Origin of the sequence: Pseudomonas sp., from assembly GCF_026224925.1 — a bacterium.
In the GTDB taxonomy this organism is placed as follows: domain Bacteria; phylum Pseudomonadota; class Gammaproteobacteria; order Pseudomonadales; family Pseudomonadaceae; genus Aquipseudomonas.
This window is the reverse complement of record NZ_JAMFRV010000388.1, coordinates 1-12386: the sequence shown is the minus strand read 5'-3', so window position 1 is coordinate 12386 and position 12386 is coordinate 1. Positions and strand designations below refer to the sequence as shown.

Below are 12386 nucleotides of genomic sequence, written 5' to 3'. Positions count from 1 at the left end.
GTGGTTTGGGAACGCGATACCGGGCGCCCTGTGTATAACGCAATTGTCTGGCAATGCCGTCGCAGCACTGAAATCTGCCAGCAGCTCAAGCGCGACGGGCATGAAGACTACATCCGTGCAACCACGGGCCTGGTCGTCGACCCGTACTTTTCCGGCACTAAGCTGAAATGGATTCTCGACCATGTGGAAGGCAGCCGTGACCGTGCTCGCAAAGGCGAACTGCTGTTCGGCACTATTGATAGCTGGCTGATCTGGAAGTTTACCGGCGGCAAGGTACATGTCACCGATTACACCAACGCCTCGCGCACCATGCTCTTCAACATCCATACCCTGGAATGGGATGAGAAGATGTTGCAGGTGCTGGATATCCCTCGCGAGATGCTGCCTGAAGTTCGCTCTTCTTCGGAAGTTTACGGCCACAGCAAAAGCGGCATCCCGATTGCCGGTATTGCGGGTGATCAGCAAGCCGCCTTGTTCGGCCAGATGTGCGTGGAGCCCGGCCAAGCTAAAAACACCTATGGCACCGGTTGCTTCCTGTTGATGAACACCGGCAAAAAAGCGGTGCAATCGACCCATGGCATGCTCACCACTATCGCCTGCGGTCCGCGCGGCGAGGTTGCCTATGCGCTGGAAGGCGCCGTGTTTAATGGCGGCTCGACGATCCAGTGGCTTCGGGACGAATTGAAACTGATTAATGACGCACTCGACACTGAATATTTCGCTGGCAAAGTCAAAGACAGCCACGGCGTTTATCTGGTACCGGCGTTCACCGGGCTGGGTGCACCGTATTGGGACCCGTATGCACGGGGCGCATTGTTCGGTCTGACCCGCGGGGTCAAGGTCGACCACATCATTCGCGCAGCGCTGGAATCGATTGCCTACCAGACACGTGACGTACTTGATGCCATGCAACAAGACTCCGGCGAACGCCTGAAGTCCTTGCGTGTAGACGGCGGCGCGGTCGCCAACAACTTCCTGATGCAGTTCCAGGCAGACATCCTGGGCACAACGGTAGAGCGCCCGCAAATGCGCGAGACCACGGCGTTGGGCGCCGCGTACTTGGCCGGCCTGGCGATTGGCTTTTGGAGTAGCTTGGATGAGCTGCGTAACAAAGCCGTCATTGAGCGCGAATTCGAGCCTCAGCTCGATGATTCAGCCAAAGAAAAACTGTATGCCGGCTGGCAGAAAGCAGTAAGCCGCACCCGTGACTGGGAGCCCCACGAAGAAAACGCTGACTGATCAATGCCTGTACGGGGAGCAGCATGAGTTTCCGGCTGACAGGCAGTAGTTGCCTGCGGCATCATGGACGCCATTTGCACGGCAGCCAGACAGGAAAATCAAAACAATGAATCTGCCTCCCCGTCAGCAGCAGATCCTCGAACTGGTACGCGAACGCGGCTATGTCAGCATCGAAGAAATGGCTCAGCTGTTTGTTGTGACCCCACAAACGATCCGCCGCGATATCAATCAATTGGCGGAAATGAACCTGTTGCGCCGCTACCACGGCGGCGCAGCCTATGACTCAAGCGTCGAGAACACGGCCTACGCCATGCGCGCGGACCAGATGCGCGACGAGAAACAACGGATTGCCGAGGCGATTGCCGCGCAAATACCGGATCACGCCTCGCTGTTCATCAATATCGGCACCACGACCGAATCCATCGCTCGCGCCCTGTTGAACCACAAAAACCTGAAAATCATCACCAACAATTTGCACGTCGCTTCGATCCTGAGTGCCAAGGACGACTTCGAAGTGTTGTTGGCCGGCGGTAACGTTCGCCGCGACGGCGGCGTGGTCGGCCAGGCCAGCGTCGACTTTATCAACCAGTTCAAGGTCGATTTCGCCTTGGTCGGCATCAGCGGCATAGATGAAGACGGCAGCCTGCTGGACTTCGACTATCAAGAAGTGCGCGTTTCCCAAGCGATCATCGCCAACGCTCGCCAAGTTATATTAGCGGCCGACTCCAGCAAGTTCGGACGCAACGCCATGGTGCGCTTGGGACCGATCACCCTGATCGATTGCCTGGTGACCGACCACGCGCCCGTTCCTGCACTCATGCAAATGCTCGCGCAGTACAAGATTCGCCTAGAGGTGGTTTGAACCGCACTGCCCGCCTCCCGAATTCATTCGGGAAGGCTGCAGCGCGGCGAATCAGACAGACCGCAGCGCTCCTTTCCCGAATGAATTCGGTCCTACAAACTGAACATACCATCTGATGGTCCCACACCAATAATGTTCACTTTTGTTCTTTTCCTATTCTTCCGATCAATATTTTCAATAGCTTCTAGCTGGAAGTCGCGTCTTTATTGCGCTATGATTTTCGAAATTGAACATTAATGTTCGAATTCGCCGTTCAAGCCCTGTATTGAACCAGAACAAAGAGGCCGCCAGATGCCCAACTCTTCCTTGCCCGTGCCACCGCTTTCCGAGGTCTACGACATCGCCGTGATTGGTGGCGGGATCAATGGCGTCGGAATTGCAGCCGACGCAGCCGGCCGCGGTTTGTCAGTATTTCTTTGCGAAAAAGATGACTTGGCCAGCCATACCTCATCTGCCAGCAGCAAGTTAATTCACGGCGGCCTGCGGTACCTCGAACATTACGAATTCCGTTTGGTGCGCGAGGCGCTGGCCGAACGCGAAGTGCTGTTGGCCAAAGCCCCGCACATCGTTAAACCCATGCGTTTCGTGCTGCCTCATCAGCCGCATTTACGCCCGGCGTGGATGATTCGCGTGGGCCTATTCATGTATGACCATTTGGGCAAACGAGAAAAACTGCCCGCGTCACGCAGCCTGCGCTTTGGCGAGGACAGCCCACTCAAAGCCAGCATCACTCGCGGCTTCGAATACTCGGATTGCTGGGTTGATGACGCACGCCTGGTCGTCCTCAATGCAATGGCTGCACGGGAAAGCGGCGCCCACATCCATACGCAAACGCGCTGTGTCAATGCACGTCGCAGCAAAGGCTTATGGCACCTGAACATGGAGCGTGCGGACGGCGTTCTGTTTTCGATTCGCGCCAAAGCCTTGGTCAATGCGGCAGGTCCATGGGTTGCCAAGTTCATCCGTGACGACCTGAAACTCGAATCGCAATATGGTATCCGTTTGATCCAGGGCAGCCACTTGATCGTGCCCCGCCTATACGAAGGCGAAAATGCGTTCATCCTGCAAAACGAAGATCAACGCATCGTTTTCACTATTCCCTATCTGGATCGCTTCACAATCATTGGCACTACCGACCGCGAATATGAAGGTGACCCCAGCAAAGTGTCGATCACCGATGGCGAGATCGACTACTTGCTGAAAGTGGTCAATGAGCATTTCAAGAAGCAGCTGAGCCGCAGCGATATCCTGCGCACGTATTCCGGCGTCCGTCCGTTGTGCAATGACGAATCCGACAATCCGTCGGCGATTACTCGCGACTACACCTTGTCGCTGTCAGGCAGTGCCGAAGAGGCACCGATACTATCGGTGTTTGGCGGTAAATTGACCACCTATCGCAAGTTGGCCGAGTCAGCCATGGCTCAGCTCGCCCCGTTCTTCCCGCAGATGAAGCCGAACTGGACCGCCTCCGCCAGCCTGCCAGGCGGCGAAGAGATGAGCTCGCCACAAGCGCTGACCAGCGAATTAAGAACACGCTTTGACTGGTTACCCACCGAGATCGCTCGTCGCTGGGCTCGCACCTATGGCAGCCGCAGCTTGCGCTTGGTCGAGGGCGTGCAAAACCTGGCCGACATGGGCGAGCACCTCGGTGGCGGCCTGTATAGCCGCGAGGTCGATTACTTGTGCAGCGAAGAATGGGCCTTGAGCGCAGAAGACATTCTCTGGCGTCGCAGCAAGTTGGGGTTGTTCACTACTCCAGAAGAGCAGCAGCGCGTACAGGAATACCTCAATACCGTCGCACGTCATAAAAGCAGTATCGAAGCAGCCTAAACGCCCATAACAGCCTTCCCGCAATGGGAAGGCTGGATTACCCGCTCTCTCGTTCGGCTTTCCGAACGCTCAGTAGCCATCGATTCGGCTTACCGGACGCCCGCCCCAGCCCCTCGCACGAAAAAACACATTAAACCCATATAGATCAATGACCTACCCGAGAAAGCTCGCTTGGCATGAGTCATGCTCTACACTTTTAGTCGAATGCATTGATCGTAGCGTGTGCCTGATTGGGCCACCGTAAAGGCATTTGCGGACTACACGGACCGCTACGTCGGTTCCATAAAAAAACAAAGTCGAGGATTAACCGATGCGCATCGTTCACCCTATTTTGGGCGCAGCAATCGCTGCCGCTCTGATGAGCACTCCAGTTTTCGCTGCCGAACTCACTGGCACACTGAAGAAAATCAAAGAATCCGGCACTATTACCCTCGGGCACCGTGACAGCTCCATTCCATTTTCCTACCTGGCTGACGCTTCCGGCGTGCCGGTCGGCTACTCCCACGATATTCAGCTGAAAATCGTTGAGGCCATCAAGAAAGACCTGGACATGCCGAACCTGAAGGTCAAGTACAACCTGGTGACCTCGCAAACCCGTATCCCGCTGGTGCAGAACGGCACCGTTGACGTTGAATGTGGCTCGACCACCAACAACGCTGAACGCGCACAGCAGGTTGATTTTTCGGTCGGCATCTTTGAAATCGGTACCCGTCTGCTGTCGAAAAAAGATTCTGCCTACAAGGACTTCGCTGACCTTAAAGGCAAGAACGTCGTGACCACCGCTGGCACCACGTCCGAGCGCATCCTTAAAGCGATGAACGCCGACAAGCAAATGGGCATGAACGTAATCTCTGCTAAAGACCACGGTGAATCGTTCCAGATGCTGGAATCCGGCCGCGCAGTGGCATTCATGATGGATGATGCCTTGCTCGCAGGCGAAATGGCCAAAGCCAGGACGCCAGGCGACTGGGCCGTTACCGGCACGCCACAGTCGTACGAAATCTACGGTTGCATGGTCCGCAAAGAAGACGCTCCCTTCAAAAAAGCCGTGGATGACGCCATCAAAAACACCTTTGCTTCTGGCGAAATCAACACCATCTACAACAAGTGGTTCACTCAGCCGATCCCGCCGAAGGGTTTGAATCTGATGTTCCCGATGAGCGACCAACTGAAAGCACTGATCGCCACCCCTACCGACAAGCCAGCCCCCGACGTAAAAATCTAAGCACTGGCTCTTCCATTACCAGAGAGCGCCAACGCGCCCTCTGGTTATGAATCGATCGAACGGAGGGGAGACCCCAATGAATTACAACTGGGACTGGGGTGTATTCCTCAAGTCCACCGGCATCGGCAACGAAATCTATCTGGACTGGTATTTAACCGGTCTTGGCTGGACCATCGCAATTGCCATCGCCGCCTGGATTATTGCTTTACTGCTGGGCTCCGTGCTCGGCGTGATGCGTACGGTGCCGAACCGTTGGGTGTCGGGCATCGCCACGGTTTACGTGGAAATCTTCCGCAACGTTCCGCTGCTGGTGCAGCTGTTTATCTGGTACTTCCTGGTACCGGATCTACTGCCTGCCAATCTGCAGGAATGGTACAAACAGGACCTTAACCCGACGACCTCTGCCTTTCTAAGCGTTGTCGTGTGTCTGGGCCTATTCACCGCCGCTCGAGTATGTGAACAGGTGCGCACCGGGATTCAGGCGTTGCCGCGCGGCCAAGAGTCTGCTGCCCGAGCCATGGGTTTTAAGCTGCCGCAGATCTACTGGAACGTGCTATTGCCCCAAGCGTACCGGATCATCATTCCGCCGCTTACCTCGGAATTCCTCAACGTCTTCAAGAACTCCTCCGTCGCCTCGTTGATCGGCCTGATGGAGCTGCTCGCGCAGACCAAACAGACCGCCGAGTTCTCGGCCAATTTGTTCGAAGCGTTCACGCTGGCCACCCTAATCTACTTCACCTTGAACATGAGCTTGATGCTGCTGATGCGCATGATCGAGAAGAGAATCGCGGTGCCCGGGCTGATCTCTCTGGGGGGTAAATAATGGACTTCAGTGGAATTATTCCCGCCCTGCCCGGCATGTGGAACGGCATGATCATGACCCTCCAGCTGATGGCGCTGGGGGTTGTCGGTGGTATTGCTTTAGGCACGATCCTGGCGCTGATGCGTTTGTCATCAAGCAAATTGCTGGCGCGATTTGCCGGCGCCTACGTCAACTACTTTCGTTCTATCCCGCTGCTGTTGGTGATTACCTGGTTCTATCTGGCAGTGCCTTTTGTCCTGCGCTGGATCACCGGGGAAGATACGCCGATTGGCGCGTTCACCTCATGCCTGGTGGCGTTCATGATGTTCGAGGCCGCGTACTTTTGCGAAATCGTACGCGCCGGGGTCCAAGCCATCCCCAAAGGTCAGATGGGCGCAGCCCAGGCACTGGGGATGAACTATGGGCAGATGATGCGCTTGATTATCCTGCCTCAGGCGTTTCGCAAAATGACCCCGCTGCTACTGCAGCAAAGCATCATTTTGTTCCAGGACACCTCGCTGGTTTATACCGTTGGCTTGGTGGATTTCCTCAACGCCTCGCGCTCCAGTGGCGACATCATTGGCCGCTCCAATGAGTTCCTGATCTTCGCCGGTCTGGTGTATTTCGTGATCAGCTTTGCCGCTTCGCAGCTGGTGAAGCGTCTGCAAAAAAGGTTCGCCGTATGATTTCCATCAAAAATATCAACAAGTGGTATGGCGACTTTCAGGTGCTCACCGATTGCAGCACCGAAGTCAAAAAAGGTGAAGTGGTGGTGGTTTGCGGTCCTTCGGGCTCCGGTAAATCGACGCTGATCAAGTGCGTGAATGCACTGGAACCGTTCCAGAAGGGCGACGTGATTGTCGACGGCACCTCAATTGCTGACCCAAAAACTAACTTGCCCAAACTACGCTCGCGTGTCGGCATGGTGTTCCAGCATTTCGAGCTGTTCCCGCACTTGTCCATCGTTGAAAACCTGACCATCGCGCAGATCAAGGTGCTTGGCCGCAGCAAGGAAGAGGCCACGAAAAAAGGCCTGCAATTGTTGGAGCGGGTTGGCTTGTCAGCCCATGCCAACAAGCACCCGGGCCAATTGTCCGGCGGCCAGCAACAGCGCGTGGCGATTGCCCGCGCATTGGCCATGGACCCGGTGGTGATGCTGTTCGACGAACCAACCTCGGCGCTTGACCCGGAAATGGTCAACGAAGTGCTCGACGTCATGGTGCAATTGGCCCACGAAGGCATGACCATGATGTGTGTGACCCACGAAATGGGCTTCGCCCGCAAAGTGGCAAACCGGGTGATCTTCATGGATCAGGGTGTGATCGTAGAAGACTGTGAAAAAGAAGAGTTTTTTGGTGATGTGTCCGCCCGTTCAGAGCGCGCTCAACAGTTCCTTGCCAAGATTCTGCAGCACTAAGCAATCCCGGCTGTCCGTGCCCGCACTGATTGCGGCACGGACGCTGGTCGGTCCCGGACGACTGTGATGAAATGCGACCCCGAATCCTACCGCGCGCCCCCGCCATCACTTGCCGTGAAACCCCGCCTGATACGCCACCTGTTTATTCCTCCGCTGATCATCTTGTTGATGGTCGCGCTGGGCTACGTCAGTTATCTGGTGAGCGAGCGCAATGGCGTCAAAGCCCTAAGTGAAAACGGTCAACGCCAGTTGGAGCTCCACGCCCGCACGGTGGAAAGCGAGATTAACCGCTACACCTACTTGCCCAGCGTGCTCGAACTCGAAGCCAACGTTTCGCGCCTGCTAAATGATCCAACGCCGGAGCTGCGGCAGAACGTCAACGATTACCTGGAAGGGCTTAATCGTCGCAGCCGCAGCCGAGCAATCTACGTCCTCGACACCACGGGCCGTGTGTTAGCTACCAGCAACTGGCGCGACGCCGACAGTTATCTGGGCGAAGACCTGTCCTTTCGTGCGTATTTCCAGGACGCCGTGCGCGGTCAGCAAGGACGTTTTTACGGGATTGGCACCACCACCGGTGAACCGGGTTATTACTTGGCCCACGGTCTAGAAGAGAAAGGCAAAATCATCGGGGTAGCGGTGATTAAGGTGCGCCTCGAAGCGCTGGAAGAGCGCTGGCAACGGGCGCGCCTGGAAGCCTATGTCACCGATGAAAACGGCATTATTATCCTGTCGAGTGACCCGGCGCGGCGGCTTAAATCGGTTCGCCCATTGACGCCTGAAATCAAAGAGCGTCTTGCTCGCAGCCTGCAATATTACTGGTGGCCGCTCAACGAACTGGTGCCATTGGCCCGTGAACCCTTGGCTGAGGGCGCAGAGAAACTCACGTTCCCGGCCAACAGTAGCGTCGACCACGACCACAGCCAGGTCAGCTATCTGGCGCAGACCGCCCCACTGAGCGATACGCCGTGGCACTTGACCCTGCTCACGCCGCTGGAGGAATTGCGCAGCGAAGCCGCCCGCCAAGGCATGTTGGTGGCGGTAGTCTGTGCGCTGGTGGCGTTTCTACTGATTGCCTGGAACGAGCGGCGCAAAGTGATTTCCACGCGGCTTGCCGCCCGCGAGGCACTGCAAGCTGCCAACGACGAACTTGAACGCAAGATCACCGAGCGCACGGCGGACCTGCGCGCCAGCAACGAACGCCTGAAAAGCCAGATTCGCGAGCGACGCCAGGCTGAAGACACCTTGCGCCGGGCTCAGGATGAACTGGTTCAAGCGGGTAAACTGGCTGCCATCGGCCAGATGTCCACCAGCATTGCCCATGAACTGAATCAACCGTTGGCCGCCCTGCGCACCTTGTCCGGCAATACCGTGCGGTTCATCGAGCGCGGTGCGCTGGACACGGCCAGCGCTAATCTGCGGACCATCAATGACCTGGTAGATCGCATGGGCCGAATAACCGCCAGCCTGCGCGCCTTCGCCCGCCGTGGCGATGACCAAGGTCAGGCTTCGCTGGGTTTGGCGGTGGCGGCTTCGTTGCAAATCCTTAGTGCCCGGCTGGATAACCTGCACCTGCAATTACACGAAGATTTCGACAATGTGGTGTTGAAGATTGACCAAACTCGCCTTGAGCAAATACTGGTCAATCTGATCGGCAACGCCTTGGACGCCATGCACGCACAGCCGCTGCCTGAGTTGTGGTTGCAAGGCGAAATTGCCGACGGCCGCTATCGCCTGTACGTGCGGGACAACGGCCATGGCATCGATTCCGAAGCGCGCAAGCATTTGTTTGAGCCGTTCTTTACCACCAAACCGGGCGATCACGGCCTCGGGCTTGGATTGACCCTTTCAGCGAGCCTTGCCGCTGCGGCCGGTGGCACCCTTAGTGCTGAGCACCCCCCCGCTGGCGGCACCGCGTTTGTCCTGAGTCTACCGTTGCTCAACGCACCCGAGCCCCGGGGAGCCGAACTGATATGAATAAGCCAGGAACCATGAACAGCGAACTCACCGTTCTGATCGTCGAGGATGACCCCCACGTGCTGTTGGGTTGTCAGCAAGCGCTGGCACTGGAAGACATTCCCAGCGAGGGCTTGGGCAGTGCCGAAGAAGCGCTGGCGCGAATTGGTGATGATTTCGCTGGCATCGTTATCAGCGACATCCGCTTGCCTGGCATCGACGGGCTGGAGTTGTTGACGCGCCTTAAAGCCCGCGACCGCAGCTTGCCGGTGGTATTGATTACCGGCCACGGCGACATCTCCATGGCCGTTAACGCCATGCGCGATGGCGCTTACGATTTTATGGAAAAACCCTTTTCCCCGGAACGGTTGGTGGAAGTGGCGCGCCGGGCGCTGGAGCAACGGGGCCTGGCCCGAGAAGTGTGGTCGCTACGTCGGCAATTGGCCGAACGCAACTCGCTAGAGAGCCGGATCATCGGCCGCTCCCCGGCCATGCAAAACCTGCGAGCGTTGATCGCCAACGTTGCCGACACCTCAGCCAATGTGTTGATTGAAGGTGAAACCGGCACGGGCAAAGAGTTAGTTGCCCGCTGCCTGCATGATTTCAGTCGCCGTCATTCTCAACAATTCGTCGCGATCAATTGTGGTGGGCTACCGGAAAGCCTGTTCGAGACCGAGATTTTCGGCCACGAAGCCAACGCATTTACCGGCGCCGGCAAACGACGAATCGGCAAGATAGAGCACGCGCACAACGGCACGCTGTTCCTTGATGAAGTGGAAAGCATGCCGCTGAACCTGCAGATCAAACTGCTGCGGGTTTTGCAGGAGCGAACGCTGGAGCGATTAGGTTCCAACCAGAGCGTGGCCGTGGATTGCCGGGTGATCGCCGCCACCAAATCCAATCTGGATGAGTTGAGCCAAACCAGTCAGTTTCGCAGCGACCTGTATTACCGGTTGAACGTGGTGACGCTGGAGTTGCCCCCTTTACGTGAACGACGCGAAGACATCCTGCAACTGTTCGAGTACTTCCTGCAGTTAGCCGCGCTGCGCTTCGACCGCGAGACCCCAGAGTTGGACCGCCAGACGTTATCGAGCCTGATGACCCATGAATGGCCAGGTAATGTCAGGGAGCTGCGCAACGTCGCCGAACGTTATGCACTGGGTCTTCCTGCGTTCAAGAAGTCGGGCACCAGCGCTGCCAACAACGGTCTGGACTTCGCAGAAGCCGTCGAGACGTTTGAAAAAAACTTGCTGACGGATGCCTTGCAACGCAGCGGCGGTAATCTGAGCCAAGCCAGCCTGGAGCTGGGGATGGCCAAGACCACGCTGTTCGATAAAGTAAAAAAATACGGTCTGGGCTGATCCCGCCGTTGTGATAGCACTCGAATAAGAGAACCTCGTGGACCTGATTTTCAAAGCCCTGCTGGGCGCTGCCGTGGTACTGGTTCTGGCCGCATTGGCCAAGACCAAAAATTATTACATCGCCGGGCTGGTTCCGCTGTTTCCGACCTTTGCCTTGATCGCGCATTACATCGTCGGCAAAGGCCGCACACTGGAAGATCTGAAAACCACGATCCTGTTTGGCATGTGGTCGATCATTCCCTATTTCGTGTACTTGGCCGCGCTGTACGTGCTGGTTGATCGTTGGCGCCTGGAAGTATCCCTGGCCCTGGCGGCCGTCGCGTGGCTGATCGCGGCGACGGTTTTGGTAACCGTCTGGGTGCGGTTTCATGGGTGAATGATGGGTGTCTGATCTGACACCTTCCCAAATAAATTCGGTCCCACTGTGGAGTTTGCCTTTCATCCGTGGGACCGAATTCATTCGGGAAGGGACCGGCACTGGCCCATCCCTTGCATTACTGAGGCCCAATCTCCTGGAGCTGTCCCCTTGACCCCATCCGTGATGCTGCTGATCGCGCTGTGCATCGCCCTCGATGTCATTGGCCAAATTGCCTTCAAGCTCGGCCTTGATCGTTTACCGGACCACGTCGGTGGCTTTCGGCTGAGCTATTTCTGGCGACAAATCGCCGGAGCCCCACTGCTGTGGTGTGGCGTCAGCTGTTATGCCGTGCTGTTCGTCGCCTGGCTGGAGGTGCTGTCACTGGCGCCGCTGAGTCTGGTATTTCCAGCCATCAGCCTAAGTTATTGCGGCGTGGTACTCGGCGGGCGTCTGGTCCTGGGTGAAACCGTCAGCCGTCGGCGCTGGCTGGGCACGCTGGTTGTAACTGCCGGCGTGATGCTGGTTTGCGCCACAGGAGCATGAGGTCGTTATGACGAATAACTGGATTGAAAGTCGCGGCGCGAGTCTGGCGTTGTGGGTGTTGCTGATCGCATTTGAAAGCGGTGCGCAGTTGTCCTTGAAGGTTGGCGGAGATGGCTTGGCATCGATTCCGTTCGGCCTGAGCTGGCTGTTGGCAGCGGTGAGCAGTGTGGCGGTGATGGTTGCCGTATTCTGCTATATCGGCTCGTTTCTCACCTGGATGCTGATCTTGCGCAGCAGCAAATTATCGCTGGCGTTCCCGCTGAGTTCGCTGGTATTTGTCGTGGTACTGCTTGGATCATGGCTCGGCCTGGGCGAAAGCATCAGCGCCCTGCATTGGCTGGGCGTGTGCGTGATCATCGGCGGAATCGTGTTGCTGGCGGACGGTAAGCAAGAGGTTTGAGGCACAGGAATGTGACAAAGCGTAATTCTCTACAGCCCCTTAAAGTGATACGCCAAAGCCACGTTGACTTCACCCTGATTCTCGTCGCCTTTGTCTCTAACGATAGAGCTGTCCGCGGCTGAATTGGTCAAATGGGTCCAAGTGGCGCTGGTCAACAGCAGCCAGCCATCAGCCAGTGGAAATTGCAGGCTTTGAGTCAGCGCTACCTTCTGCAGGCCGCCGCTGGCGTTGTATTGTTGGAACCCGGAGGCCTGCGCTTCTTGTGCACTCACGCCGAAGAAGGTCTGCGCCTGCCGACCGTCCGCGTAATGCGCAGTGATTTCGGTGTCGCCAATAATCCCCAGCCCCAGCGGGTAACCCAACTCGCCACCGACCCGGCCCAGCACGCCGCCC

General features: G+C 56.9%; 13 protein-coding genes. 12 read left to right on the top strand and 1 reads right to left on the bottom strand.

Going from position 1 to position 12386, the window contains the following annotated elements; translation table 11 throughout:
- The 12 genes from glpK to M0974_RS16895 all read left to right on the top strand — a co-directional run.
- Positions 1-1239: glycerol kinase GlpK (gene glpK / locus M0974_RS16950; protein ID WP_297839070.1), on the top strand; the 1239-nt coding region annotated here is incomplete at its 5' end.
- A gap of 106 nt (positions 1240-1345) precedes the next feature.
- Entirely contained in the window at positions 1346-2101 is a 756-nt protein-coding gene (locus M0974_RS16945) for a DeoR/GlpR family transcriptional regulator (RefSeq protein WP_297839067.1), read from the top strand.
- Between the two features lie 291 nt (positions 2102-2392).
- Positions 2393-3931 (top strand): glycerol-3-phosphate dehydrogenase, encoded by a 1539-nt coding sequence (gene glpD / locus M0974_RS16940; protein WP_297839062.1) that lies wholly within the window; start codon positions 2393-2395, stop codon positions 3929-3931.
- A 310-nt stretch (positions 3932-4241) separates the two neighbouring features.
- On the top strand, positions 4242-5156 hold the full coding sequence (locus M0974_RS16935) for a glutamate/aspartate ABC transporter substrate-binding protein (RefSeq protein ID WP_297839059.1): 915 nt from the start codon (positions 4242-4244) through the stop codon (positions 5154-5156).
- 76 nt (positions 5157-5232) lie between these two features.
- A complete protein-coding gene (locus tag M0974_RS16930) occupies positions 5233-5979 on the top strand; it encodes an amino acid ABC transporter permease (protein ID WP_297839058.1) in 747 nt (248 codons plus the stop codon).
- Positions 5976-6644 carry an ABC transporter permease subunit gene (locus tag M0974_RS16925; protein ID WP_297839078.1) on the top strand — a complete coding sequence of 223 codons (669 nt, stop codon included), beginning with the start codon at positions 5976-5978 and terminating at the stop codon, positions 6642-6644. Before M0974_RS16930 ends, M0974_RS16925 begins: the two co-directional genes overlap by 4 nt.
- On the top strand, positions 6641-7375 hold the full coding sequence (locus M0974_RS16920; protein ID WP_297839056.1) for an amino acid ABC transporter ATP-binding protein: 735 nt from the start codon (positions 6641-6643) through the stop codon (positions 7373-7375). The genes M0974_RS16925 and M0974_RS16920 overlap by 4 nt, the downstream gene beginning before the upstream one ends.
- A gap of 66 nt (positions 7376-7441) precedes the next feature.
- Entirely contained in the window at positions 7442-9352 is a 1911-nt protein-coding gene (locus M0974_RS16915; protein WP_297839053.1) for an ATP-binding protein, read from the top strand.
- Between the two features lie 14 nt (positions 9353-9366).
- Positions 9367-10692 carry a sigma-54 dependent transcriptional regulator gene (locus M0974_RS16910; protein WP_297839075.1) on the top strand — a complete coding sequence of 442 codons (1326 nt, stop codon included), beginning with the start codon at positions 9367-9369 and terminating at the stop codon, positions 10690-10692.
- A 46-nt stretch (positions 10693-10738) separates the two neighbouring features.
- Positions 10739-11068 carry a GlpM family protein gene (locus tag M0974_RS16905; protein ID WP_297839072.1) on the top strand — a complete coding sequence of 110 codons (330 nt, stop codon included), beginning with the start codon at positions 10739-10741 and terminating at the stop codon, positions 11066-11068.
- Positions 11069-11218: 150 nt separating this feature from the next.
- Positions 11219-11593 (top strand): EamA family transporter, encoded by a 375-nt coding sequence (locus M0974_RS16900; RefSeq protein ID WP_297839050.1) that lies wholly within the window; start codon positions 11219-11221, stop codon positions 11591-11593.
- A 7-nt stretch (positions 11594-11600) separates the two neighbouring features.
- Positions 11601-11993, top strand: a complete 393-nt coding sequence (locus M0974_RS16895; RefSeq protein WP_297839048.1) for an EamA family transporter — start codon at positions 11601-11603, stop codon at positions 11991-11993.
- Positions 11994-12022: 29 nt separating this feature from the next.
- Here M0974_RS16895 and M0974_RS16890 read toward each other — a convergent pair.
- Positions 12023-12386: MipA/OmpV family protein (locus M0974_RS16890; protein WP_297839046.1), on the bottom strand; the 364-nt coding region annotated here is incomplete at its 5' end.